This window comes from Flavobacterium sp. 103, from assembly GCF_003096795.1.
GTDB lineage: Bacteria > Bacteroidota > Bacteroidia > Flavobacteriales > Flavobacteriaceae > Flavobacterium.
The window spans coordinates 382,856-408,217 of record NZ_QENX01000001.1; the positions used below are offsets into that span (position 1 = coordinate 382,856).

General features: G+C 35.3%; 21 protein-coding genes. 3 read left to right on the plus strand and 18 right to left on the minus strand.

From position 1 onward, the window contains the following. Positions 1–207: 207 nt before the first annotated feature. From C8C85_RS01410 to C8C85_RS01425, 4 genes are all read right to left on the minus strand, one after another. Positions 208–2,646, minus strand: a complete 2,439-nt coding sequence (locus C8C85_RS01410) for a DNA translocase FtsK (RefSeq protein WP_116795474.1) — start codon at positions 2,644–2,646, stop codon at positions 208–210. An 18-nt stretch (positions 2,647–2,664) separates the two neighbouring features. After that, positions 2,665–3,039 carry a diacylglycerol kinase family protein gene (locus C8C85_RS01415; RefSeq protein ID WP_116795475.1) on the minus strand — a complete coding sequence of 125 codons (375 nt, stop codon included), beginning with the start codon at positions 3,037–3,039 and terminating at the stop codon, positions 2,665–2,667. A 9-nt stretch (positions 3,040–3,048) separates the two neighbouring features. Next, complete coding sequence (gene tpx, locus C8C85_RS01420; RefSeq protein ID WP_116795476.1) at positions 3,049–3,546, minus strand: thiol peroxidase; 498 nt, start codon at positions 3,544–3,546, stop codon at positions 3,049–3,051. Positions 3,547–3,816: 270 nt separating this feature from the next. Next, positions 3,817–4,695, minus strand: coding sequence for a pirin family protein (locus C8C85_RS01425; protein WP_116795477.1), 879 nt, complete (start codon positions 4,693–4,695; stop codon positions 3,817–3,819). Between the two features lie 374 nt (positions 4,696–5,069). On the opposite strand from C8C85_RS01425, the gene C8C85_RS01430 reads away from it, so the two are divergent. From C8C85_RS01430 to C8C85_RS01440, 3 genes are all read left to right on the plus strand, one after another. Further along, positions 5,070–7,481: a heavy metal translocating P-type ATPase gene (locus C8C85_RS01430; protein WP_116795478.1), complete on the plus strand. Its 2,412-nt coding sequence runs from the start codon at positions 5,070–5,072 to the stop codon at positions 7,479–7,481. A gap of 201 nt (positions 7,482–7,682) precedes the next feature. After that, positions 7,683–7,919, plus strand: a complete 237-nt coding sequence (locus tag C8C85_RS01435; RefSeq protein ID WP_116795479.1) for a heavy-metal-associated domain-containing protein — start codon at positions 7,683–7,685, stop codon at positions 7,917–7,919. A 277-nt stretch (positions 7,920–8,196) separates the two neighbouring features. Next, positions 8,197–9,624, plus strand: a complete 1,428-nt coding sequence (locus C8C85_RS01440; protein ID WP_116795480.1) for a membrane dipeptidase — start codon at positions 8,197–8,199, stop codon at positions 9,622–9,624. A 171-nt stretch (positions 9,625–9,795) separates the two neighbouring features. Here C8C85_RS01440 and C8C85_RS01445 read toward each other — a convergent pair whose 3' ends face one another. From C8C85_RS01445 to C8C85_RS01510, 14 genes are all read right to left on the minus strand, one after another. Next, positions 9,796–11,094, minus strand: a complete 1,299-nt coding sequence (locus C8C85_RS01445; protein WP_116795481.1) for an AMP-binding protein — start codon at positions 11,092–11,094, stop codon at positions 9,796–9,798. Then, on the minus strand, positions 11,094–12,761 hold the full coding sequence (locus C8C85_RS01450; protein WP_116795482.1) for a C45 family autoproteolytic acyltransferase/hydolase: 1,668 nt from the start codon (positions 12,759–12,761) through the stop codon (positions 11,094–11,096). The genes C8C85_RS01445 and C8C85_RS01450 overlap by 1 nt, the downstream gene beginning before the upstream one ends. Positions 12,762–12,777: 16 nt before the next feature. After that, on the minus strand, positions 12,778–14,295 hold the full coding sequence (locus C8C85_RS01455; protein WP_116798332.1) for a phytoene desaturase family protein: 1,518 nt from the start codon (positions 14,293–14,295) through the stop codon (positions 12,778–12,780). A 2-nt stretch (positions 14,296–14,297) separates the two neighbouring features. Beyond that, on the minus strand, positions 14,298–17,987 hold the full coding sequence (locus tag C8C85_RS01460; protein ID WP_116795483.1) for a 1-acyl-sn-glycerol-3-phosphate acyltransferase: 3,690 nt from the start codon (positions 17,985–17,987) through the stop codon (positions 14,298–14,300). Between the two features lie 4 nt (positions 17,988–17,991). Then, a complete protein-coding gene (locus tag C8C85_RS01465) occupies positions 17,992–19,173 on the minus strand; it encodes a DUF2062 domain-containing protein (RefSeq protein ID WP_116795484.1) in 1,182 nt (393 codons plus the stop codon). A 16-nt stretch (positions 19,174–19,189) separates the two neighbouring features. Beyond that, positions 19,190–19,672 (minus strand): hypothetical protein, encoded by a 483-nt coding sequence (locus C8C85_RS01470; RefSeq protein WP_116795485.1) that lies wholly within the window; start codon positions 19,670–19,672, stop codon positions 19,190–19,192. A 34-nt stretch (positions 19,673–19,706) separates the two neighbouring features. Then, a complete protein-coding gene (locus C8C85_RS01475; RefSeq protein WP_116795486.1) occupies positions 19,707–20,078 on the minus strand; it encodes a 3-hydroxyacyl-ACP dehydratase in 372 nt (123 codons plus the stop codon). Positions 20,079–20,082: 4 nt separating this feature from the next. Next, positions 20,083–20,688, minus strand: coding sequence for an outer membrane beta-barrel protein (locus C8C85_RS01480; RefSeq protein WP_116795487.1), 606 nt, complete (start codon positions 20,686–20,688; stop codon positions 20,083–20,085). A 5-nt stretch (positions 20,689–20,693) separates the two neighbouring features. Further along, positions 20,694–21,329 carry a hypothetical protein gene (locus C8C85_RS01485; protein ID WP_243412027.1) on the minus strand — a complete coding sequence of 212 codons (636 nt, stop codon included), beginning with the start codon at positions 21,327–21,329 and terminating at the stop codon, positions 20,694–20,696. After that, positions 21,307–21,942, minus strand: a complete 636-nt coding sequence (locus C8C85_RS01490) for a LolA family protein (protein WP_116795489.1) — start codon at positions 21,940–21,942, stop codon at positions 21,307–21,309. The genes C8C85_RS01485 and C8C85_RS01490 overlap by 23 nt, the downstream gene beginning before the upstream one ends. Then, complete coding sequence (locus C8C85_RS01495; protein ID WP_243412028.1) at positions 21,932–22,705, minus strand: polysaccharide deacetylase family protein; 774 nt, start codon at positions 22,703–22,705, stop codon at positions 21,932–21,934. Before C8C85_RS01495 ends, C8C85_RS01490 begins: the two co-directional genes overlap by 11 nt. Continuing rightward, entirely contained in the window at positions 22,702–23,766 is a 1,065-nt protein-coding gene (locus C8C85_RS01500) for a beta-ketoacyl synthase chain length factor (RefSeq protein ID WP_116795491.1), read from the minus strand. Before C8C85_RS01500 ends, C8C85_RS01495 begins: the two co-directional genes overlap by 4 nt. Before the next feature lie 9 nt (positions 23,767–23,775). Further along, positions 23,776–24,978 (minus strand): beta-ketoacyl-[acyl-carrier-protein] synthase family protein, encoded by a 1,203-nt coding sequence (locus tag C8C85_RS01505; protein WP_116795492.1) that lies wholly within the window; start codon positions 24,976–24,978, stop codon positions 23,776–23,778. A gap of 125 nt (positions 24,979–25,103) precedes the next feature. Then, positions 25,104–25,361, minus strand: coding sequence for a phosphopantetheine-binding protein (locus tag C8C85_RS01510; RefSeq protein ID WP_116795493.1), 258 nt, complete (start codon positions 25,359–25,361; stop codon positions 25,104–25,106). Position 25,362 lies beyond the last annotated feature (1 nt).

Sequence of the window (25,362 nt, forward strand, 5' to 3'; positions counted from 1 at the left end):
GACCTAAAAAATGAAAAGCATCTAAAAAAAAGCTAAATTTCTGTTATCAACGCTCTTTTGTAATATTGAAAAAATTTATAAATTGAAAGATTGAAAGATTTAAAAGTCTAATTATCCAAAATCTGCAACCTAAATTCTTTTCTCTTTATTCTTTTATCTTTATTCTTTTATCTTTATTCTGAAATCTGAAATCTGCATTCTAAAATTCTAACTTTCATTATTAAAAAACTGATCCAACCCCGTCATATCCTGTATGTTCACGCTTCTGGCTTTACTTCCTTCAAAAGGACCAACAATTCCGGCAGCTTCCAGTTGATCAATCAATCGCCCTGCCCTATTGTAACCCAGTTTCAGTTTGCGTTGCAATAACGAAGCCGATCCTTGTTGTGCATTTACGATTACTTCGGCAGCTTCTCTAAACAAAGTATCTCTTTCAGAAATGTCCATTTCCAAACTAATTCCTCCATCTTCTCCTACGAATTCAGGAAGTAAATAAGCAGTGGCATACGCTTTTTGTGACCCAATAAATTCGGTTATTTTTTCTACTTCTGGAGTATCAATAAAGGCGCACTGTACACGAACCACATCATTTCCGTTCGTATATAACATATCTCCTCGTCCTATCAATTGATCCGCACCCTGTGTATCCAAGATCGTTCTGGAGTCTATTTTGGAGGTTACCCTAAAAGCAATTCTCGCAGGAAAGTTGGCTTTTATCAAACCTGTAATTACATTGACCGATGGTCTTTGTGTCGCAATAATCAAGTGAATACCAATAGCACGGGCTAACTGTGCCAAACGCGCAATAGGTACTTCAACCTCTTTACCGGCTGTCATAATCAAATCGGCAAACTCATCGACTACCAATACGATATAGGGCAAAAAGCGGTGTCCATTCTCTGGATTTAATTTTCTTCCCTTGAATTTTTCGTTGTATTCCTTGATGTTTCTCACCATCGCATCTTTCAATAGCGAATAACGGTTGTCCATTTCCACACAAAGTGAATTCAATGTAGCAACAACCTTGGCATTATCGGTGATAATGGCATCTTCGGTATCGGGTAATTTGGCTAGATAATGTCTTTCTATTTTATTAAAAAGAGTAAGCTCTACTTTTTTAGGGTCAACTAATACAAATTTCACCTCGGCTGGATGTTTTTTGTATAAAAGCGATGTCAAAACCGCATTCAACCCCACCGATTTTCCTTGTCCTGTAGCACCCGCCATCAATAAGTGGGGCATTTTGGCTAAATCGACCACAAAAGTTTCGTTCGAAATAGTTTTTCCAAGAGCTATAGGCAATTCCATTTCCGCTTCTTGGAATTTAGCGGAACCAATAACGCTTTTCATCGAAACCATCGTTGGATTCTTGTTCGGAACCTCGATACCAATTGTCCCTTTTCCAGGAATTGGGGCAATAATACGAATCCCTAATGCCGAAAGTGACAAAGCAATATCATCTTCCAAACTCTTAATCTTCGAAATACGAATTCCTGCTTCGGGTACAATTTCATATAAGGTTACCGATGGGCCAACAGTCGCTTTGATTTGCGCTATTTCTATTTTATAATTACGAAGCGTATCTACAATTTTGTTTTTGTTTTCTTCCAGTTCTTCCTGATTGATAGTAATACCACCAGTTGAATACTCTTTTAATAAATCGATAGTTGGAAATTTATAATTGGATAAATCCAAAGTAGGATCGAACAATCCGAAATCCGAAACCAAGCGTGAAGCCAGATTGTCTTCAATAATATCTTCTTCTACTGCTTTTTCAATAACAAATGATTCTTCTTTAACAGGTGCAGCCGTTGGCAAAATCTCCATTGGAAGCGGTTTAAGAGTAGGCTCCAAATTAATTTCGGAAGCATTTGAAATTGTTGGTTTCAAAGCTTCTTTGTTGATTTCAAATTGGGACCCTGATGTTTTCAAATGGATATCATCCAATTCCTCTTCAGCTTCTTCAACTGCAAACTCCTCAAGATTATAGACACTGTCATTAGGCGATAATACTGGACTTTTAGCCAAGTCTTCTTTAATTTCTTTTTTGGTGCTTTCAAAAAAGGATTGCACTTTTTCAGGTGATACCTGCAATTTGAAAATCAAATAAATAATCAAACCAAAAATCAGAACCAAAAGGGTTCCTGTTTTTCCAATGTAATCTTGTGAGAATAAATTCAATTCATATCCAATCGTTCCGCCCAATTCAGGCATTGAAGTGGCAAAAAAGCCAAATAGAACAGATAAAATGATAACAGCAAATAAATCCCAAAACCAAACTCCTTTTAGTTTCTTTATCGAAAGACTCAAAACCAAATACATTCCGGTCAGGAAAAATAAACGCACAAATAAAAAGGAAGCAATACCAAAACCTCTGTACACAAATAAATCGGCAAGATAAGCACCAAATTTACCCAGCCAGTTTTGAACCACTTCTTTGCGGTCTGTTAATTCGGAAACAGCACTTTGATCAATTTTTCCATAGATAAAAAAGGAAACAAATGCGACTAATAAAGCGATTGAAAATAATACCAAAAGAGATCCCAAAACAATTTTGTGCTGTTTGGTGAATTCCCATGATCTTATGCCTTTAGATTCCGATTCTTTTTTTGTATCTGAAGATTCTTTTTTTGTAGATTTTGCCATTCTTGAATTTAATTGAACCTATAAAAATTTTGGGATATAAATAATTAGACCAATTGCGATTGCTGTTAATGCAGCAAAAAATACTGCTCCAGCAGCAATATCTTTTATAAAACCAATTCTTTCATGATAATTAGGGTGAATAAAATCAGCTATTTTTTCAACAGCTGTATTCAATCCTTCAATGCTCATAATTAAACCAATGGCCATCGTTTGAAAAAGCCATTCGGTAGTGGAGATATGAAAATAAAAACCGGCAATGGTCATTAAGATTCCAATTGAAAATTGAACCATAATACTGTGCTCGGTGGTAATTAATTTTACGGCACCCAGAAAAGCGAATTTTACGCTTTTCAATCGGCCCGTAAGTAATGTATTGTCTTTTTGAAATTCCATTATATACTATTAAAGTGCAGCTAAAGCGGCTTCGTAATTCGGTTCGTTTGCAATTTCACCCACTTGTTCCGTGTGAGTTACCACACCGTTCTCATCAACAACGATAATCACTCTTGAGTGCAAACCAGCCAATGGGCCATCAACAATCTCTAAACCATTATTTTTTCCAAAAGCTCCATCTTGAAAATCAGAAAGATTCACCACATTTTCAAGTCCTTCAGCACCACAAAAACGTTTTTGGGCAAAAGGTAAATCTCTGGAAATACACAAAACAGTGGTGTTTGCTAAGTTACTTGCACTTTCGTTGAATTTTCTAACTGATGTTGCACAAGTTCCTGTATCGATACTTGGAAAAATATTTAAAACTAATTTTTTACCTGCAAAAGTGCTTAAATCAGCAACAGATAAATCGTTTTGAACTAATTTAAAATCAGCCAGTTTTGAACCAACTTTTGGTAATTCACCTGAAGTGTGTATTGGGTTTCCACCTAATGTTATAGACGCCATAATGTTTGTTTTTTTAATGAGGTTCAAAAGTAAGGATTAATATTTGAATCTAAAAGAATTTGTTATCGGTTGTCCGTTGTTGCGGCATTTGTGAGCTTGCTTCTTATTTCAAAACAAAAGGAATACTCAATAGTATCTTAGTAGAAAAAAGGAATTGCCACAAGTAGCCCGACAATCTTGAAGAAGGATGAACTTTATTTTTTGACTTAAATACAAAAAACTAAGGTTATTCGCGACAACAAACTTACATGATATGGAATACCTAAATTATCAAAATTTAGGTTGTGGTAAGGGTACAAACTCGGTTTCATTGGGTACTTTCGGAAACTTTTGATCAATCCAGTCCTGTTTGGCTTTTTCGATTACCGCTTTATCAGAATGCACAAAATTCCAATAAATAAAATGTTCTTCCGGAAAAGGTTCGCCTCCAAAAATATAAATCGTACAATTTTCACTCATTTCAAACTGGCAAAGACTGCTTTCCTTGGCTACCAAAATTTGCTTTGATCCGTAAGTGTTGCCGTCATTTTTGATTTCGCCCTCCAAAATATACAAAGCACTTTCCCCAAACAGGTCTTTGCCAATATTCAGTATGGCTGGACTGGTACTTTTAATTTCGATTAAGTACAAAGGGCTGTAAACGGGAACAGGTGATTCTTTTCCAAAAGCTTTACCTGCAATGAGTTTTATGGAGACATTATCCTGTTGCCATTCGGGTATGTCTTTGGCTTCAATATGAAAAAAAGAAGGTTCTATATTTTCCTTTGCTTTGGGCAATGCCACCCAAATTTGTAAACCATGCAAACTTTTATCGGTAGTTCTCAAACGCTCTGGTGTTCGCTCCGAATGGACTACTCCTTTTCCTGCGGTCATCCAATTGACGGCTCCTGGCGTAATTTCCATTTCGGTGCCAAGGCTGTCCCTATGCAGTATCGCTCCCTCAAACAAATATGTAAGTGTCGATAAACCAATATGCGGATGGGGTCCGACATCTAAGTTTTGGTATTCTTTTAGTTTTGCAGGCCCCATATGATCCAAAAAAACAAAAGGCCCAACGGCACGCTTTTCACGGAAGGGTAACAATCTGCCCACTAGAAAGTTACCTATATCGGCAGCTCTTTCTTCTATTATTAATCCAATATTTGACATAACATATTGTTTGAGAGTTTAAAATCCTTAGGAATGGAATAATGTCATTCAAAAGACAATCTAAATTAATTAAAAAAACAAAGGAATTGGGAATGAAATCAAAATATTGTTATGCAAATGGATTTGCATGAGGGATCGCAACGGCATCTCCCGATTTAGAAAAACAAGGCTTTTGCCGTAGTTTTTGTTAATCGGGAATATAGTGGAGAGCCCGACCTCGTTGCCAAAATTGATGTTAAGAAAACAAATGCTGTACAACGAGGTCATGCCCAAATTGAAACCCACCAAAGTCTTGCAACTCTTTCACAAGAATCTGTAACTTATTAGAAGATTATCTGCTGAACTTTGTACTATAAATTAAAAGAAATACAAAAATGGCAACTCCTATAAATAATACATTTTATATTCCACTGGAAGATGTCGAGAGCGAACATTGTGCGCTTATCGTTGATAACGGCTTGGGGAAATTAAAAAATATTGATTCCCATAAAGTGGAACTCAACAATAACAGAGCCGTGATTACGACTTCGAAACCCGAAGCATTACCGGAAGCTGTGAGTGCGATTCGGGATTTGGGTTACGGCGTGACCACGGTAAAGAAAACGGTTCCCGTTCTGGAGATGAGTTGCGCCTCGTGTGCAATTGGGGTAGAAACCGCTATACAAATACAACCTGGAATTGTTTCGGCATCAGTCAATTTTGCCACTGCAACTGTGGCGATAGAATATTTACCGAATATGATTTCTGTAGCCGAAATCAAGAAAGCGGTTCAGCTGGCCGGTTATGATTTGTTTATAGAAGAGGCCAATAAAGAACAGGAATCGCTGGAAGAAATACACGAAAAAAAATTCAGCCAATTGAAATTGAAAACGCTTTGGGCGGGATTGCTTACAGCTCCTGTGGTGATCATTGGGATGTTTTTCATGGATATTCCCTACGCCAATCAAATCATGTGGGTTTTATCGACTCCTGTGGTTGTTTGGTTTGGTCAAAATTTTTACATAAATGCTTGGAAACAAGCCAAACACCGTTCGGCTAATATGGATACGTTGGTGGCTTTGGGAACAGGAGTAGCGTATGTTTTTAGTGTATTCAATACTTTATTTCCTCATTTTTGGCACGAAAGAGGATTGCACGCCCATGTTTATTTTGAAGCAGCAGCGGTAATCATTACGTTTATATTATTGGGCAAATTATTGGAAGAAAAAGCCAAAGGAAACACTTCGACTGCCATTAAAAAACTGATGGGATTACAGCCCAAAACGGTAACCATTATTACAGGTGATGAACAACAATGCACGATACCGATCGATACAGTTAAGCACGGAGATATTATTCTTGTAAAACCGGGGGAACAAATTGCGGTGGACGGTATCGTGACCAAGGGAAACTCTTACGTGGACGAAAGTATGCTGAGCGGTGAACCAATTCCACTCTTGAAAAAAGAAAACGAAAAAGTCTATGCCGGAACCATTAACCAAAAAGGAAGCTTTAAATTCCGAGCCGAAAAAGTGGGCTCCGAAACGATGTTGGCCAGCATCATCAAAATGGTTCAGGAAGCACAGGGAAGCAAAGCGCCAGTGCAAAAATTGGTCGATAAAATAGCGGGTATTTTTGTTCCAACAGTAATTGTGATTGCGATTATTGCTTTTGTTTCGTGGGTTATTCTTGGCGGTGCAAATGGATTTTCCCAAGGTTTGATAGCCTTTGCCACCGTTTTGGTGATTGCTTGCCCGTGTGCCTTAGGTTTGGCTACTCCCACTGCGATTATGGTCGGAATTGGTAAAGGTGCCGAAAACGGAATATTGATTAAAGATGCGGTAAGTCTGGAATTGGCTCAAAAAGTGAATGCCGTTGTTCTGGACAAAACGGGTACTATAACCGAGGGAAAACCTGTTGTGACTGATTCCCACTGGACTGACGAAAGTGCCGTTCTAAAACAAATCTTGGTTAGCATTGAAAAACAATCTGAACATCCTTTGGCGGAAGCCGTAATCAAACATTTTGATGACAATAACAGTATTTCATTGGAACATTTTGAAAGCATTACAGGGAAAGGAGTTACAGCAAACGTAGCAGATAAAATGTATTTGGTTGGAAACAAAAAACTGTTGTTAGAAAAGAACATTAAACTTTCGGATGAACTTATTACAAAAGCCAATCAATGGAGTACCGAATCGAAAACGGTTATCTGGTTTTCGGATGACAGCCAAGCAATAGCAACAATCGCCATTGCAGATAAAATTAAAGAAACATCTATTGAGGCTATTCAGCAATTACAAGAATCAGGGATTGCGATTTATATGCTTACCGGCGACAATGAAGTTACGGCTTCTTCAATTGCCCAAAAAACAGGAATCACCAACTACAAAGCCGAAGTCTTGCCCGAACAAAAAGCAGCTTTCATAAAACAATTGCAAAGCGAAGGAAAAATTGTAGCGATGGTTGGAGACGGAATCAATGATAGCACTGCACTGGCTCAAGCCGATGTGAGCATTGCCATGGGAAAAGGAAGTGACATTGCTATGGATGTGGCAAAAATGACTATCATCTCGTCCGATCTTAACAAAATTCCAGAAGCCATAAAACTTTCAAAACAAACCGTTGCGACCATCAAACAAAACCTGTTTTGGGCTTTGTTTTATAATGTCATCGGTATTCCGATAGCTGCGGGTATTTTGTACCCCATCAATGGATTCCTGCTGAATCCAATGATTGCCGGAGCAGCGATGGCATTGAGCAGCGTAAGTGTGGTGAGCAACAGTCTTAGATTAAAATGGAAGTGACATCGCTTAAACATGTAAGTCATATAAATTTTAAAATTCAATTATTAATCTGCTTTAAAAATAATTAGCACGCAGATTTACGCAGATCACAGATAAAAATTATCTCGGACAGTTGATTGCATCTAAGGCGCTCTTAAGGCTAATAATAAATTTACAAACTGACTAATGCAAAATTTAAAACAACAATAAAATAAACGAACAATGAACACTAATTTAAACGAAAAAGAAACCACATTTCATTTCAAAACAAATATAAAATGTGGTGGTTGCGTAGCCACAGTAACTCCATTTCTAGATGCTGCAAAAGGCATTAGTCAATGGTCAGTTGACACAACAGATAATGACAAAATTCTATCCGTTACCTCCAACGGTATTTCAAAAAACGAAATTATTGATACGGTTCAAAAGGCAGGGTTTAAAATTGAAGTTTTAGATTAAAGAACCGTTTTTTCTGTTATCAAAAAAAATGAACAGGTTTCGGCTCATTAGATTATAAATTAGAGGCCTCAGAGCTTCATTAGTAGCGAATTAAAAGTTGTCCCTTTATATGTTATTCACTCCTAACAACCGTACCTGTAAATCATAATTACCTCATTATTAAAGAATAACATTGCGGACATATAAAAATAATAACTACATTTAATTAATATTTACAAAAAAAATTGGTATAAAAGCAAAAGACTATCAACAGGATAAATTCTTAAATAGTAAAGCCATGAAATACTTTGCAGACATTCACAGTCATCCCACCATGAAGTCCTATGGACATAGCTTTCCATCAAAAGAAAATAGTCAAAATCCATTATCTAACAGTTCCATTTGGTATTATGATCCTCCTAATCTTTTTGAAAAACTTATTGATCTTTTAGGAGGAATTGTAAAATACCGGCAGAGCAATTTTTCGGCTATAGGTTTTGGTAACACTGGAATTGTATTTGCCTCATTATATCCAATGGAGCGGAGTTTCTTTGACAACAAGCTAAAAACGGGAGACTTCAACGATATGCTCTTGAATTTTATAACGTCAGTAGGTAAAAGCAGAATTGATTATATTCAGTCTATTACCGATTATTTTATTGATCTTGAAAATGAATACAATTACCTAAAACAGTTAGACGGCAAAACAGTTACGCTTGCGGATCGGGCAAACTATCAATATACACTTGCAAAAAGTGCAAGTCATCTAGACGCAATTCTGAATCAAGATGCTATAAATAATAAAAAAGTAAGCTCAATAGCCGTATTCATCACTATTGAAGGCGCTCATGCATTTGGAACAGGAATAAAACCAAAAACGAATCCTGCCGACCCAAAACAGGTTCTTGCCAATGTAGATAAAGTCAAAAACTGGGAACATCGTCCTGTATTTATCACCCTGACGCATCACTTTTACAACGAATTATGTGGCCATGCCAAAAGTCTAACAGGAATTGTGAAAAAAGCTACAGACCAAAGCTATGGTATGAACGAAGGATTTACCCCATTAGGTCTTGTTGTCCTTGAAAAATTGCTCGACAACTCCAATAACAAAAGAATCCTAATTGACATCAAACACATGAGCAGGAAATCACGCCTTGAATATTTTAAGTTATTGGAAACAAAATATAAAAATGAAAACATCCCTATAATTGTCAGTCATGGTGCTGTAATTGGCAATGAAAAAGACAAACATTTATTTCTGCAGGAAGACATTAATTTTTATGATGATGAAATAATCAAAATCGCAGAAACCAATGGTTTGTTTGGCATACAACTCGACGAAAGACGCATCGTAGCACCGGGAGATAAGGAATTAAAAAAATCACATGGGATGGAAAGACGAAAAGTTTTATTTCATTCATCCGTTTTAATTTGGAGGCAAATACAACATATTGCCGAATTATTGGACTCCAAAGGTCTTTTTGCTTGGGGAATCCAAAGCCTCGGCAGTGATTTTGATGGAATGATTAATCCTCTCAACGGATATTGGACAGTAGAAAACTACCCTACTCTTTCGGATTACCTCTTAATACAAGCCCATAACTACAGGAAAGACTTCCCAAACAATTTAACCCAAAGTCATAACCGTATTGATCCCGAAGAAATCGTTGATCGCATAATGGGCGTTAATACCTATCAGTTTATACAAAAACAATATCGTTAGCATAAAGGGGATTCGGTTATTAATTTGGAGCAGAAAAATTAGGCCTTTTTAGCAGGCATGGATCCCGCTATCCGTTGCAATCTTGTTTGCCGAACCCCGGCAAACAAGGATTTTCACTGCTATCGGGGCTAAGGAGCAAATATTGTGCTTTTTTCACATTAATAAAAAAACTTAAACAACACTCTTCCTATTATCAAAAAAATGAATCGGTTTTCTGCTCATGGGGTTGAAAATAATAGGTCTTAGAACTTCATTCGTAGTGAATTCAATTTTTGGAGTGACGCGCAATTTGGCTCTAAAATGATCTTTTAATTCCTGCAGGAAAATTGGTGTTGGATCTTTTACCGCAATCTTGATCAGAATCTCATCTGTTCCCAAATCATTAGTTCCAATCTCAATGATGTAACTTTCTATAGTATCAAAATCATTCAAAACATCGTGCATTGCAGGTGGGTACAAAGTCGTTCCCTTGTATTTTATCATATGCTGTTTTCTTCCGATAACGGGGCCAACCCGCAACGTGTTTCGTCCACACAGGCAAGGATCAGTGTGCAACTGAACTATATCACCCGTTTTGAAACGTATCAAAGGCATGGCTTCAATTCCCAAAGTGGTAAAGGTTAATTCCCCTGACTCGCCATTTTTTACGGGATCATTATTTTCATCCAATACTTCCACAATAATTAATTCGGGATGATGATGCCCACCTACTCCGTGTTCACATTCGGTAAAGGCGGTACTCATTTCGGTCGAAGCATAAGTCGAAAACAACTTTATTTTCCATTTATCTGATATTTTTTTGGACAATGCATTCATTGTGAAATCCTGATTCCTAAGAGATTCACCTATACAAATAGCACCTTTAACACTGGAATTATTGAAATCAATATTATGATTTTCGGCATATTCAATCATTTTTAACAAAAAGGAAGGAACCGTAATTAAATAAGTCGGTTTGTATTTTAAAATGGAATCCCATTGCAGTTCCGGAATTCCGGCACCAACACGAATAACACCAACTTTCATCTTTCGGAGACCCAAGAAATAAGCCAATCCTGCCATAAAACGGCGATCAATTGTAGTCATCAACTGCACAATATCACCTTCTTTTATACCGGCACAATCAAACGAAATGGCTTCGTTATAAGCCAGTCTGTCCAAATCACTGTCGGTTAACCCAAAAGTTACTGGATCTCCCAAAGTCCCGGAAGTGGTAGCATAATCAATAATTTTATTCGCAGGAACGCATAAAAAATCATCGTTGTGTTTTTGCAAATCTTCTTTAGTGGTAACCGGCAACTGAGTCAAATCCTCAATTGTTTTTATATTGGCAATATCAATATTTTTTTTAGTAAAAAGGGAACGGTAAAAAGGGGAATTGGCATTCACATAGCGCAAAAGTTCTACCAATTTATCTTCCTGAAACGATTTTATTTCGGCTGTAGTGGCAATTTCTATCTTTGGAATCATTATCGTTTTCTTTTAATTTTCTTTAAATAGTTGGTAATCTCCTCTTTTTCAGGAAGGGTACTAATTTCTTTGGTCAATGCTTTTTCAAATTGCTCTTGAGCCAAAACGTATTTTTTATTTTGATAAAAGTACAATCCTACTTTATAATAAACAACCCAATAATCTGGGTTTAAAGATTGATAATATTCAATAAAATCCGTAGGTAAATCCTCTTTATTTTTTAATAAGAGATCCGTTTTTTTATCCTCAATCCGAAACCTTTCATAGTTTTGATAGGCAACTGTTTCCAGAAATGGATCCTTGGCAATATTTCTAGTTTCATCTTCTAATGAAACTATAGTGTCACTTCCTTTTCTGTTTTTGAAAACAGTATTCAAATCATAACAAACAAATTCACCCAATTGATAGGGACTTGCCGATACCCAAACTAATCGTTTTGAGGGTTGAAACACAATTCCGTGATGAGCCAATAAGTGGTTTAAAGCCTTATCGTTCCCATATCCCAAAGGTAAATTATTTAATCCCTCTTTGTTTCGGAGTATATCAACAGCTATTTGAGGTGTTATTTTTGGATTTTCATCCAATAATTGAGTCATCCGTTCGAAACGATATTGCGAATGGCTGTTTTTAATTTGTTCTTTATTTCGATCGTTTTCTTTTAAAGCATCACTTTGAAAATGATTGGAACTAACCAACTGATTACCATTTGAAACTTCAAAAACCCCTAAATTATCGGGTGCGATTTCTATCAAAACAGCTTTATTATCATTGGCACTTCCTACCATAATCGACTCGGATACAAATACTTTTTTCGTTTTAGCTATTGCAATTGCTTCATCAATAGTTCTTGCATATTGCAATATCTCCCGTGTCAATATAGAAATAGGTGTTTTGGCAATCAACGGAATTTTAGACTTACTGGCATTGATTGTCAGTGTCAACCCTTCTGCATTCATTCCTGAACAAACGCCTATCATTCCCGGCCAGGTTACCATCATGAATGGATATCCTTCTTTTGGATTGATAAAGGCAATTATTTTGTCTTTTGCGAAAGCGTCGCCAGCATAAAAATCAAAATTTCGACCAAGTATTAAGTTTCCATCTTCCGTTTTGTTTCCCCAAGCCGCAAAAGAGGTACAGCCTACCAAAGCCAAATCCTGAACGGCATGACCTATATCATGAGCACCATGCAAATACATATCTCTTAAAAAACTGGGTGCTATATAACTTAAATCCTTTGGGGCATATTGTGAAAGCCCATAAATTTCGGTTTGATACTCATTATCAACATTCAAGTATAATTTTCGATTATACCAATTTAAAAAGCGCATCATCACATTCCTCTTAAAATTGGATGGAATCAAAACATCTACTCTATCAAAAAAAACATACTCTTGCTTTTTTAGCAAAGAATCTGTCAAACTTCCGATTGCCAAACCTCGTTCCAATGGATCGCCTTCAACATAAAGTTCCCAAAAATTTTGTTTGTTTTTTAGCAAAAAATTATTCCCAGTGCAAAAAGTGGTATTGGATTGTTTTGTGACAACGGGAATGGTGTTGTTAAAACTTGTTATTTCTGGTTGATGGTGCATAGATTTTGAAGTACCGCAAGATACGACCACAAAAGCTAAAACGATGAAAACAATATGTCGAATATGTTTCTTCATACACCTCAATTTATCATCAATCCGTATTTTGATTAATTTTATTGACTAAATATTCTCTGCCCAAAATCTCTGAACAAGTAACAACAGCGCCTATCGTTACGCCTAAGACCCCGTGCATGTTAATGCTTTGTCCAGTCAGATAAAGATTATCCAGCTTTGTTTTTGAGGGAATAAATGTTTTCATTGGGTTATTGGAATCTTTCTCATAACCATACATATTTCCATTATGGCCGCCGATATAATCCCTATAAGACAGTGGTGTCGATGTATGTACCGATTTTATGCACTCCTTAATTCCGGGAAACTTTTTCTCAATTTCTTCCAGAAAACGTTTTGTTTTACGCGCTTTGAAAGCTTCGTAACTTTCTCCCCTTTCATTTTCCTCAGCAATCGTGTTGAAAGTATCTTTCCAAGCCTCTACATCTGAGAATTTCATGTAAGCAATAAAAGTCATCCCTTCAGCCCAACCATCTTCCTTTTTTGTGGCATTCATAGAAGCCAAAAACGCCTTTGGCCAAGTTTCCTCAGTATAATCCTGAGCGGTCCAAACATCGTCACTGTTTTTGAAGTGATAATAATTTCGGTTCAAATATTTAAACTTTTTAGGTCTAAAAACAATATACAAACTGAATGCAGAAACTCCTCCTTCTAAACTGGTCACTCTATTGACAAAAGCCTTACGAAAATGGTCTTCTCCTGCCATTTTCAAAGTGGTTTTAGGCTCAATATTAGAAATAAAATATTGGGCTGAAACACTTAATCCATCCTTCATTTTGGCTTTTGTGACAGCGTTATCTTCAACACTTAACTCAAAAACTTCTTTGTATTTAAAAGCTACGCCTCCGTATTTTTTCAGTTCTTTTATTAACTGTTTAGTTATTTGGCTTCCACCATTAATGCAACGCCAAGCACTTTGCATATAGGTATTCACTGTTAATGCGTGGACATAAAAAGGAGATTTGTCTCCCATTCCCGCATACAAAAAATTGCTTCCCGCAAAAACAGCTCTCAATATTTTATTTTCAGTCAGTCCATCAATAAACTCTTTAGCATTTATCGCCAAAACATCGCTGTCATATTTTCCTTCCGATCTTAAATTATAAAGCGGAAATCCATCGCAAGTCTTCACTATTGCTTCGCAATACTTTTCAATAGCTTCTCTTTCCTCGGGAAAAAATTGGGTCAGTTGTTTTTTAAAATTATCATAACCCTGTGCATGCGGAAATTCTTGCTCATGGTTATCGAAAGAAATCATGTCATATCCATCCTCATCCATTTTTTTGAGATTCAAGCCATCCATAATTCCGACATACTTGAAATACTGATGCAGATTCTGTCCCTCGCTCAATCCTCCGATGTAATGAATTCCTGTATCAAAAATGGTTTTATCACGCACAAAAGTCTGCAAATTCCCTCCGTATTGATTGTTTTTCTCCAACACACAAACACTATAACCTTCTTTGGCCAAAATGACAGCCGAAACGAGTCCACCCAAACCGCTTCCTATTACGACTACATCATAGTGTTTTTTCATTTTCATTGTATCTTCTTTTTTAGAACAATCAGTTTTTCATTATCAAAAGTAATATCAAATCCAAAATTCAATACGCTGTCTTTTAGATTTTCAGCATTTAACAAAATGATGGTTGTAGCCAAATTACAAATTGCTTCCAAATTATTTGAGGCGTTTTTATCCGAAATCAAAATAACATCATATTTATTTGGAACAATCGGTTTAATTGGATTTAAATACTGAATCTTTCTTTTCTTTACGATGTAATTTGTTTGAGCAACCGCTCTGTTTTCATCCAAAACGATTACGGATTCAATTTTTCTCTGCGGTTCCTGCAAAGCCAAAAGCATATCCAACTGTCCAAAATCATTAGCAAAATGTAGAATTCTGGCTTTAGAGTCAATCCATTTATTCAAGCTATAGTATAAATCTAAATATTTTTCTAAATTTCCTTTTATGGCTAATATAACTTGCTCTTCCTTGAACGCATAACTGTTCATCAACTTTGCTTTGAAATAATCAGAACCTTCTGAATTCAAACGTATCTTTTTATATTCTAGTTTAAAGAAAGTACTTATTTTTTTTGTCCGTTCTGCTAAATTGTTTCCAAAAACTGAATTATCATGTGAAATTCGGTCCAAAATAGTCACAGTAGTATTTCCTCCATTGAGTATAAAATCCCCTTTTGGACAAACCTCCGAATAGCCATGAATAACAATTGGAACAATATCCAAATGCAATTGTTCCGCCAAATAAAAAGCACCTTTATGAAAACGTTTTATCGAATTATCTTCAGATCGCGTTCCTTCAGGAAAAACCATAATAGAAAATCCTTCTTCCACTTTGGTTCGCAAATGTTCTACTCCATTATCCATACCACTGGAAACGGGATAAAAACCTGCCAAACGCACTACTTTTCCAAAAACAGGTGAATTATAAACCCAATCACTTACCAAAAAAATGATTTTGGGACTCAACAATCCTACTGCCAAAATATCAAGGAATGAACTATGATTGGCTATAATTACCGCTGGCTTATCAAATTTTTCATTGGATTTATTTATAATTTTTCGTCTTATCGATGGATAGCTCATCAAAACCGATTTCATAAACTTAGATAAGATATAATGAAAAACTCTCAGTTTTGATTTTTTTGGAAAAGGCATGATTTTCATCAGAATTCCGCTCACTATCGAATATAAAAAGCCTCCCAAACCAAAATAGGCAAATGAAAAAGTTGAATGCAATAATCGTCTGATTTCATATGGAGCTTTTCCTTTTTTTACCCGATTGGTAACAAAGAAGTGAAACACTAAAGGCTGTAAAATAAAGGTGATCAGCAGTGCCGAGAATATCCCAATAATCGCAATTAAAGCTATTGATTTCAAGGCTGGATGTTTCGCAAAAATAAGCACTCCAATTCCTAAAATTGTGGTTGCAACCGATAATAAAATGGAGGTTCTGTAACTTGGCAATTCGATTTTACCAAAAGTATATTCCTTTTGCAATGCCGATGTCATAAAAATGCTGTAGTCTACTCCTATTCCGAAGATCAAAGTACAGACAATGATGTTAAACACATTAAATTGTAATCCAAAAATTCCCATAAGACCGGTGGTAAAAATCCAACTTATGAATATCGGGATAATGCTGATAATGGCCAATTCTATTTTTCTAAAAGCAAATAACAACACAAAAAATACGGCTATAAAAGAATAATTGACAAGATCTTCAAAACTTGTTTTTAGTGTTCCAAGAAAAGTTTCATTCGTTTGTTGCCTGTCGATAACAATTAAATTGGGTTGTTTTTTTATTTGATTCACAAAGACATCCCTTTTTACTTTAGGTACTTTCACCAAGGTAGAAATGGTATAAAAGCCGTCTTTTTGGGAGATAAACTCATCCAAGAAAAAGGATTTCACCTTGAGGAATTCCTGAATCGATATTGGGTAAAAGTTTTTGTCCAATAATTCATAAAAGCTATCAAAAGTAGTCGCTTTAAAACCATATTGATTTCCTTCACTGATTAAGGCTTGCGTCAGATTTGATTTTTTTTGGGAACTCCAAAAAGTATTCCATTCCGCGATTTTTTGTTTTTGAACTTCTGCAGAAAAAACAATACCCCCAATCGAACTGAAATTCAAGATTCCTTTGTCTTTTTTGTCCTTTTCCAATGTCTTGAAAAGCTTATTGTTATTAGCCACAACTTCTTCATAACTCTTTCCGTAAGTAGCCAAATAAATGGATTTTGATGAGTCATCATTGGCAATATGCTCCAACTGTTTCTCGGCCATTTTTAACTTGGGAGTCATAAAATTTAAAGCCGAAAGATCATTATTGAAAGTAACCTTAGAATAGGTAAAAAGCGAAACGACCAATAACAAGAGCATTGAACCAACCAAAAATTTATTTTTATGATAGGAATAAGCGCCGAGTTTATCAATAACATTAGGCTTTGGAATGAATAATTTTCCATTCGACTTGTACAAAATCGGTATTAAAATCAAGGAGAAAACAGATGTAGAAACCACACTCAAACCCGCAAAAATTCCCAAATCCTGCAAAGCTTCTGATTTGATAAAAAACAGGCACAAAAAAGTGATTGATGTTGTCACACCACAAAGCAACAAGGGCTTTGTAATGTCTCGGTAGAGTAATTTCACATCTTTATTATTCCTCAAATGGGTTAAAACATAAATAGAATAATCAGTAGTTTCTCCCAACAAAATAGAACTAATCCCCAAAGAAATAGCCGAAATACTCCCTTTACAGAAATACAAAACTGCTAAAGCAAAAAGAGCTCCAAACAAAGATGGAATAAAAATGATTATCGGGGTTGTCAGGTTTCTATAGAAAAAAGCCAAAATTAAAACCAACGTAACTCCAGCAAAAATAGAAGTATTTTTCACATCGGATTTGATTTGGGTCGCGTTGGCAACCGCAACTGGTGTCGCTCCAAAATAAGTCATTTCCACTTTTCCTTTGAACTGTACATTCAAATCTACTCTGATTTTCTCCAAATTATGAATAAAAGTGGTATTCTTGTCCGTTTCATTGGTTTGCAATTTAGGCGTCACAAAAAGCAATAAATTCTTTTTGTCTTTGCTTAGTATGAATCCGTTTTGAATTGCAAAATCGTCGCCAACACTCAGTTGTTGTAATTTCTTTAAGGCAATAAACGAAATTCCAAGGGGATCCCGAAGGATAAAATCTTTTGAAACCAATCCCGCCGGAGAAATTATGGATTTATAATCAGAGGCAACAATATTGGCAATACTGTCCTTTTGCAATTTATTCTCAATTTGCTCATAATCCTTTTGATCAAAAAAAAGAGGCAAATTGGCATACACAAAATCAAACGTCTCCTGAATATTTTCTTCTTCTATTTTGCCCTGCACTTTGGCCACAAAAGGCTTGCAATTGGCATCCAAACTATCGATAAAGATATTGGCATATTCCGTCAGATTCTCGGGGGAACCATTGTCTATTGTCGAAATAATGATGGTGATTTTATCGGCAAAATTAACCTGATTCAATACTTTTGAAGTCACTCCCGATTTATCGTTGGACGGGATTAACTGATTTATATTTTCCTGAAACGTTATTTGGGAAGCAAAGAAACCTAAAAACAAAGCTATAGCAATTACTATACCTGCAGAAAGGAACTTTCTCTTAGTCATGAATGAATATAAATCGAATAGATAATTGCGCATGCTGCTACTTTTTGTTTTTTAAATTATCTACCCAAGCGAGAAGCAAATAACTCGTAAGACCAAATAGAATAGCCATAAAAGTCGCTAAAATAAAACTTCCGACAATATATTGGGCTATATTTTTTTGAATATCAGCAAAAGTCATATCCGAATTCAAAATCAAAGATTTATCGCTAGTAACAAAAAAACTGCCAATTTTTAGCGAACCATAAATAATAAACGGAATGAAAGGTGGAAAGCTGATATTGGAAAAGGTAAAAGCAATGGCTTTATTCAGCTTCAGCAAAACCGCCAAAGACAAGACAAGAATGGTTTGAAATCCCCAAAAAGGACAAATCCCGATAAAAACCCCGAGCGCGATTGAAAATGCTTTTTTGGCATTCGAATCCCTGCTTTCTAATATGTTTTCAAGGAAAAATTTCTTAAGTCCTTTTTTTTTTAGTTTCAGAAAAAAATCTCTCGGCTTGATATAAACTATAGCAATGGTAACCAAAACGGTATTGAGAATGCTGATTCGGGTAAAATCTTTGAAAGGCCTAAAATGAGAAACCCTTTCAGCAGGATCGTACAAAACCTGAACCGGAATGTTCCTTACCGGAATACCTTTCCAAGCCGACCGAACAATAACTTCAATTTCAAACTCAAATTTATTGGTAAAATAGCGCCTCGGAATTTTCCGTAAAGGGTACATTCTAAAACCTGATTGGGTATCTTCAAGCTTATTTCCAGTTTCAAACCAAAACCAAAAATTTGAAAATTTATTTCCGAAACTGCTTTTTTTAGGCACATTCTCCTGAGTCATATTTCGGCAACCTATCAAAAGTTCGTCGGAATTTGCTCCCAAAGTATCAATAAAGTTAGGAATGTCTGAGGCGAAATGTTGTCCGTCAGAATCTATGGTAATGGCGTAATTATAATTTAATTCCAATGCTTTTTTGAAACCATTGCGTATCGCCATTCCTTTTCCGCTGTTTTTGGGATGGTGAATTTGTACCAAATTTGGATACGTTTCCAGAATTTGGACTGTGGTGTCCGTAGAACCGTCATTGACCACAATAACATTGGAAGTATATTGCAAAACCGAATCCAAAACCCGCTTTAATGTTTTGTGATTATTATACGTGGGTATAATAACACATACTTTATACTGTTCTATGCCTTCAATTCCGGGTAAACTTATACTCATTTACTCAATTCTTTAACTATTTAATCGACTGTTTTTCTGTTGCCGTAAAACTTTTTGATTGCGAAATAAAATCACCAATATAAGTTCTCAAAGTCCCCGTTTGTTCCTTATAATGATCCAATAAAAACTTTTTATCTTCTTTTTTATTTCCTCTATAATTAACAATCTTAGGAACGTTTTCCTGAATACTCAATCTAATCATTCTTATTTCTATAGCGTTGGGTTCATTTGCCACAGCATACTCAATTAAACTCGAACCTTCCTTGAATTTTTTGGACTTGTCCGATACTTTCTTTTCCAGTTTTGAAAGAATTGCCAATGAAGCGCCTTTGTAGGCAACCAGAATTTTATTATCCTCTTTGCTTACCTCATTCAACTTTGCAGCAAACTCTTTGGCATTACTTTCTGAGTTATTGGCGTCAGCATACAATTTTCTAATTTCAGTAATGGAAGGACTACTGAAAACGAATAAAAAAAAGGCTAAAAAGATAGTTTTCATTTAGGTAAAATTAAAAAATTAATACGTTTTTAATCTAAACTTTTCTGTAAACACTGCTCAATTTCAAAGCAATGGTTTCATCAAAATAGCTCACATTTTTAACTTTAACCAAATTATCCTCTGTTGTGGTAATATCCAATTCCAAAAGTAATTCTGGGGTTTGAAACGGATTAATCAATGCCATAAATTTCACATTGGATAATGATTGCATAAACAAAGAACTGCCAGTAATTTGCTCCGTCAGCTCTTTTATAATTTGCATCATACAAACACCCGGCATTATCGGGTTTCCAGGAAAATGTCCTTTAAAAACATCGTGCTGCTCATTGATTGAAATCACTGCCTTATATTTAGAATCGACAGTATTTTCCAATGAAATTATTTTATAAAAATCTTTTAATAACATAGCTTTATTTTACATCAAAAGTATAAGTTCCACCTATCGAAAAGACCACATTAGTATGGTTGTCATTAAAATCAACAACAGGAATTATTCCTTTTTTAACTCTTCCTTCAATTCCAAAATTGCGTGTTAAATTAATTCCCATTCCCAAAACAAAAGCCATATCAACATTCGCATCCGTATTGAAGTTTGTACTTGTTACAAAATCAAGGGTTGGGCCAAAATGCATATTGAATCTATCGTTAAACGTAAATTTATTCAGAACTTCAAAAGATAAATAATCAACATCCAAAGTAATTTCATTGTTGGTTCCCGATCTATAATTTGAACCTTGCGATGAATAATCAATTTCCGGTTGCAAAGAATAATATTTGGACAGTTTCAAAGTGCCATAAAAGCCAATATAAAAGTCCGTTTTAGTTGAATAATCGACAGTTGAAACGCTTGGATAAGCAGGGGCATAAGGATCTGCATAATAATTACTTCCTTTCGTGAAATGACTAAAATTGGCTCCTCCTCTAAATCCGGGTCTAAAACTCACCTGAGAATGTGTTTGTACTATTCCAAAAAACAAAAAAAGTAAAATCAGTATTCCTTTAGTTCTTTTATTCATAATGGTTAATTGGCTTGTTGGTTAAAATAATTCAGTTCTATTTTTAATTTTATGTTTTGATGCTGAATAACAATCTTCTCAGCAAAAATATCGTTTTCTGAAGTATAAATGAGGTTTATTATTTCTTTTCTTTTAGACGCATGTACAACTCTATTTATTTTATTTGTTGTTTTTGAAACGAATAGATAATTCATTTTGTCTTTATCTAATGCCTTATAAACATTATTTTCGTTATTCTCAAACTGTTCGCTTATGGTGTAATGACTTCGCAAAAGCAATCTAAAATCGTTGATCAAAGTGTTAATCACTATTTTTCTGTCCAGTTCTTCCTGAATGAAATTGACTTTGAAATCAGTCTCTGAAATTTCAAAATCCATTAGTTTATTTCCAAATTCGGTAGTAAACACCACTCTATGCGTGGTATCATTTATTTTCTTGGCAATAAAGACACCCGTTAGCTCATTACCATAAACTGTAATGTTTGCTTTGTAAACATAATCCATTGCGGGATTTGAAAAATAAGGGACTTCCAAAGACGTTTTTTCTAAAGGTGCACTTTTATAATCTTGTACCACTTTATTAGCTGAACAGGATGATAAAACAAAAACTAGCATACTGCTAATTCGTAAAAGAAGCTTCATCGACTTTGCCATTGATTACTTTGTTTTTTAATACAATTCGGGTAAAATCTGCAGATGATTCCAATAATTTGACCTGAACAACTGTAGCATCTTCTTTGTCAAAAGTCAATTCAATTTGCTTGATGTATTTTTTGAGCGTCGCATCTTTTGGAATAAACTTGGTAATATTTTGATCTTTGTTTTTAAAATACGAAATAGAAAACTCCTTATCATCAAATAAATCGCCACTCACGCTTCCCACAATCAGTTTGTTAATTTTTCCAAATAATTTGCTGTTTCCAATATCTACAGCACTTTTCTTTCCTTCATCATTAATCAGTATTTTTCCGTTTTTAAAAACAATCGAATAACTGTATGGTTTTTTGTACTGCCAGAGCAATGAATTAGGTTCTTTGAAAACCATTTTACCAGAAGTTTCAATATCTTTTGACAGGAAATCAAGATGTTTGTATTGCACAAAATCAGTACTCAAAGTCTTGATTTTCTTGGACACTACCGCAACAGATTGTTTGAATGCAGCAATTTCACTTTCGCTCATTTTTTGTTCTTGAGCCAAAGATTTAAAAATGGAAATATTCAAAAAAATCAGTAATAGAAAAATTTTAGTCTTCATAAGCTTTTATATTCAGAAGTTCTTCTAAAGGAACAACGGTATAATTATTGGTTTTTAAAAACGATAGCAATTGTTCTAACACATTTACCGTTTGAATCGATGTATCGTGCAAAAGTACGATTCCTCCAGGTTTAATTCTTTTTATAATTCGATTCAAAAGAAATTCTTCATTTTTGACAACTCCATCCAAAGATCTAATATTCCAACCGACCGTCTTGTGCTTCGTAACTGATAGTGCTCTACGAATGGAAGGATTCGTAACACCATAAGGCGGTCTGAAAAGCGTTGGCTTTTTTCCTAAAACAGATTCAATCAAAGCATCGGTTTGTCTAATTTCGGTAATCACTTGATTTTTTCTGTAAAAATCAAAAAAAGGCGAATGAGTATAGGAATGATTTCCTACGATATGTCCTTCATCTATTATCTTCTTTAAAATATTAGGATGTACTTCTATATTTTTTCCAACGCAAAAAAAAGTGGCCTTAGCGTTGTATCTTCTCATCACATCCAAAACCAACAACGTCATTTCATTCGGACCATCATCAAAGGTTAGAGCAATTTTTTTTTCGGTTTCGAATGGATTGCTGCAGTAGGTTTTGACATGATAATTGGAAGCAATAAACGTAGAACCCCAAAACACAATCAATAACCAAAGACAAGCGACAAGCGCAAAATACTTGATTTCTACCACTGCAAAAAAACTTACCATAGCGAGCAGCACTAAAACCAACACAAAAAAAGCATTTACTATTTTATGTTTCAACAGCTCGAGATTAAAGTGAAACTATGGTCAATTCCGTTGCGTTGATTGTACAAAAGAATTGTTTTATAGGATTGTTTATCCAACGCATTTAGCTTTATAATATCAGGAATATTTTGAGTTTGGATAATTTTGGATCCAACCCATAACCCAAATGCCGAAGCCGTATCGTACTCCCCACTCAAATGCTTATAGTATACTTGTGGTATGTTTATAAAAGTTGTATTAGACAGATTTTTATAATATAAGTCAGAGTCAACATCACCGTTATACCCGAGCAAAACAGCATCAATATCGGTAATTTCTAAACTATTGGCAGCAAGAAAAGAAACGATTTTATTTTCAACTTCCGACACATTCAATTTATTAAGGATTTCTACATCCAAAATTTCGGCAATTGTATTCTCTCTTATTTCGTTTTCTAAAGCAAAAAAAGTGGCTCCTTCACCAAAAACGACTCCTTTTGTAGTAGACCCTAAAATCGAATATGGTCCTTGATTTTCTTTCTTTATAAATCCTGCCAATTTAAACAATGACATGGTATAATCAGCAGTTTCATCAATTCCTCCAACCAATATGCTTGAAGCTTCTTCTTCTTCAATCATCATTTTGGCGTCAAAAAGAGCAGATTCAAAAGAAACAGAACCATTTACATACGTCAGATTATAGGCTTTGCATTGCAATCCCAAAGCAATTTGACCTCCAACCGTATTGTGCGTCGATTGAATAAAAGAAGTGGGAGTCAAAAATTGTTCGTCATTATCCAATATGGCTTTCAAGAACTTCTCAGAATCTTCGATGCATCCCATTCCCGTTCCTGTAATTATTGCGTCAACGGTTTCCAACTGTGCTTCTCTAAGAGCAAGAGCAGAAGCCACAATACCATTTTTGACTCCTTTTGCCATTCTTCTGATGGCAACTGGAGGTATAAAATCTTTATAAACAGGTGTTTCTAATGGTAAAATAGTATCATTTTCGTTTAATTCTGCTTCTTCCAAAAAAACAGTGTCGAACGTTTTTTGAACCGAAATACAACCTAATCCATTGATATATGTCTTTTTCATACGTCGTTCTTATTCGCTTTTAGAAAATATAAGAGTTGAACAATTTCCTCCAAATCCAAAAGAATTAGAAAGTACGTGTTCTATGTTTTTGTGTTTTAGAGTCGTTTGTGGCAGAAGATTAAATTCTTCCATTGGTGTTTTAAAATTCAGATTTGGAAAAACCACATTATTCTGAATAGCCAATACACTGTAAACCGCTTCAATCGCAGCCGCAGCCGCCAAAGTATGCCCCGTGAAAGGTTTGGTTGAACTAAAATCCGGTACTTTACTTTCGCCAAACAATCGAGCTATGGCTCTACCTTCGGACAAATCATTATTGGGAGTTGCTGTACCGTGAACATTGATATAATCAATTTGTTCTGGTTGCAATTGGGCGATTTTAAAAGCCTTTACCATTGCCAAAAAAGCGCCATCACCATTTTCTGAAGAGGCAGTCTGATGAAAAGCATCATTTGCATTTCCATAACCGGAAACTCGTGCCAGTACTTTTTTATTTTCCTTTTTGACCAATTCCTCTGATTCCAAAACTAAATAAGCGGCGGCTTCACCTAGATTCAAACCGTTTCGGTCATTATCAAATGGTTTGTTGTAGCCATCAGACAAAATCATAAGCGTTTTGAAACCATTAATGGTAAATTTGGACAAAGCATCTGTTCCGCCTACAATAACACGATCCAATTTACCCGATTTTATCAATCGCGCACCCAGCATAATAGCATTTGCAGCAGAAGAACAGGCCGTACTAATCGTAGTTACCATGCCTTTCAGTCCTAATTCACTGGCAATTTTTTCGGTATTATCACCGGCATTATGACTGCTAATGTATTTTACAACTTCGGGATTATCAAAATATTCGTGGTAATAGCGTTCAGTCATATCCATTCCGCCAACACTCGTCGCCGAAATTAATCCAGTTCTGTATTCATTAATTGAAGTTATACCTGCATTTTTCAAGGCTTGTTTAGCTGCAATTGTTCCCAACATAGCCGTTCTGGAAAAATTATTATCTTTCCCTAATTGCAATTCTTCAACTAACTCCCGATTGGTTTTCTTTATTTCGCCAACCTTTATTACATCAACATGTACTGTTGCTATATTTTCGATAGTAGTAATTCCAACTTGACTTTTCAGCAATGCATTGTAGTTCTCCTCAACCGAATTACCGATTGAAGAAATGATACCCATTCCTGTTATGGCGACTCCTATATTCATTGATTTTTGAATGTTGAATGTTGATTAACGATTTTTGATTTGTTCAAAACCTAAAAAAACTGATATACTCTAAAATCCGAATCTACTAATTCAGAAATCTAAAATCGTTAATCTAAAATCTAAAATTATTTAACTCTGTTTACGTCTATGTAAGCAGCCATAGTTTCTATCGACTTAAAAATAGTTTTTCCTTCTTTTGGATCCACTAATTTAATTCCATAATCTTTATCCAGCATCACAATAAGTTCCAATGCATCAATAGAATCAAGTCCCAATCCGTCACCAAATAAGGCATCATCATCGTTTATATCTGCTATTGCTATATCTTCTAAGTTTAAAACTTCAATGATTTTACTTTTTAATTCTTGCTTTAATGCTTCCATA

What these genes read in the sequence shown, in the direction of transcription:
- C8C85_RS01440 (WP_116795480.1), top strand. Translation starts at nt 8,197, where the DNA reads ATGAAATACTTTGCAGACATTCACAGTCATCCCACCATGAAGTCCTAT.
- C8C85_RS01425 (WP_116795477.1), bottom strand. Translation starts at nt 4,695, where the DNA reads ATGTCAAATATTGGATTAATAATAGAAGAAAGAGCTGCCGATATAGGT.
- C8C85_RS01430 (WP_116795478.1), top strand. Translation starts at nt 5,070, where the DNA reads ATGGCAACTCCTATAAATAATACATTTTATATTCCACTGGAAGATGTC.
- C8C85_RS01500 (WP_116795491.1), bottom strand. Translation starts at nt 23,766, where the DNA reads ATGAAAAAGACATATATCAATGGATTAGGTTGTATTTCGGTTCAAAAA.
- C8C85_RS01510 (WP_116795493.1), bottom strand. Translation starts at nt 25,361, where the DNA reads ATGGAAGCATTAAAGCAAGAATTAAAAAGTAAAATCATTGAAGTTTTA.
- C8C85_RS01455 (WP_116798332.1), bottom strand. Translation starts at nt 14,295, where the DNA reads ATGAAAAAACACTATGATGTAGTCGTAATAGGAAGCGGTTTGGGTGGA.
- C8C85_RS01470 (WP_116795485.1), bottom strand. Translation starts at nt 19,672, where the DNA reads ATGAAAACTATCTTTTTAGCCTTTTTTTTATTCGTTTTCAGTAGTCCT.
- C8C85_RS01475 (WP_116795486.1), bottom strand. Translation starts at nt 20,078, where the DNA reads ATGTTATTAAAAGATTTTTATAAAATAATTTCATTGGAAAATACTGTC.
- C8C85_RS01450 (WP_116795482.1), bottom strand. Translation starts at nt 12,761, where the DNA reads ATGAAGAAACATATTCGACATATTGTTTTCATCGTTTTAGCTTTTGTG.
- tpx (WP_116795476.1), bottom strand. Translation starts at nt 3,546, where the DNA reads ATGGCGTCTATAACATTAGGTGGAAACCCAATACACACTTCAGGTGAA.
- C8C85_RS01465 (WP_116795484.1), bottom strand. Translation starts at nt 19,173, where the DNA reads ATGAGTATAAGTTTACCCGGAATTGAAGGCATAGAACAGTATAAAGTA.
- C8C85_RS01460 (WP_116795483.1), bottom strand. Translation starts at nt 17,987, where the DNA reads ATGCGCAATTATCTATTCGATTTATATTCATTCATGACTAAGAGAAAG.
- C8C85_RS01445 (WP_116795481.1), bottom strand. Translation starts at nt 11,094, where the DNA reads ATGATTCCAAAGATAGAAATTGCCACTACAGCCGAAATAAAATCGTTT.
- C8C85_RS01490 (WP_116795489.1), bottom strand. Translation starts at nt 21,942, where the DNA reads ATGAAGACTAAAATTTTTCTATTACTGATTTTTTTGAATATTTCCATT.
- C8C85_RS01410 (WP_116795474.1), bottom strand. Translation starts at nt 2,646, where the DNA reads ATGGCAAAATCTACAAAAAAAGAATCTTCAGATACAAAAAAAGAATCG.
- C8C85_RS01435 (WP_116795479.1), top strand. Translation starts at nt 7,683, where the DNA reads ATGAACACTAATTTAAACGAAAAAGAAACCACATTTCATTTCAAAACA.
- C8C85_RS01415 (WP_116795475.1), bottom strand. Translation starts at nt 3,039, where the DNA reads ATGGAATTTCAAAAAGACAATACATTACTTACGGGCCGATTGAAAAGC.
- C8C85_RS01485 (WP_243412027.1), bottom strand. Translation starts at nt 21,329, where the DNA reads ATGAAGCTTCTTTTACGAATTAGCAGTATGCTAGTTTTTGTTTTATCA.
- C8C85_RS01480 (WP_116795487.1), bottom strand. Translation starts at nt 20,688, where the DNA reads ATGAATAAAAGAACTAAAGGAATACTGATTTTACTTTTTTTGTTTTTT.
- C8C85_RS01505 (WP_116795492.1), bottom strand. Translation starts at nt 24,978, where the DNA reads ATGAATATAGGAGTCGCCATAACAGGAATGGGTATCATTTCTTCAATC.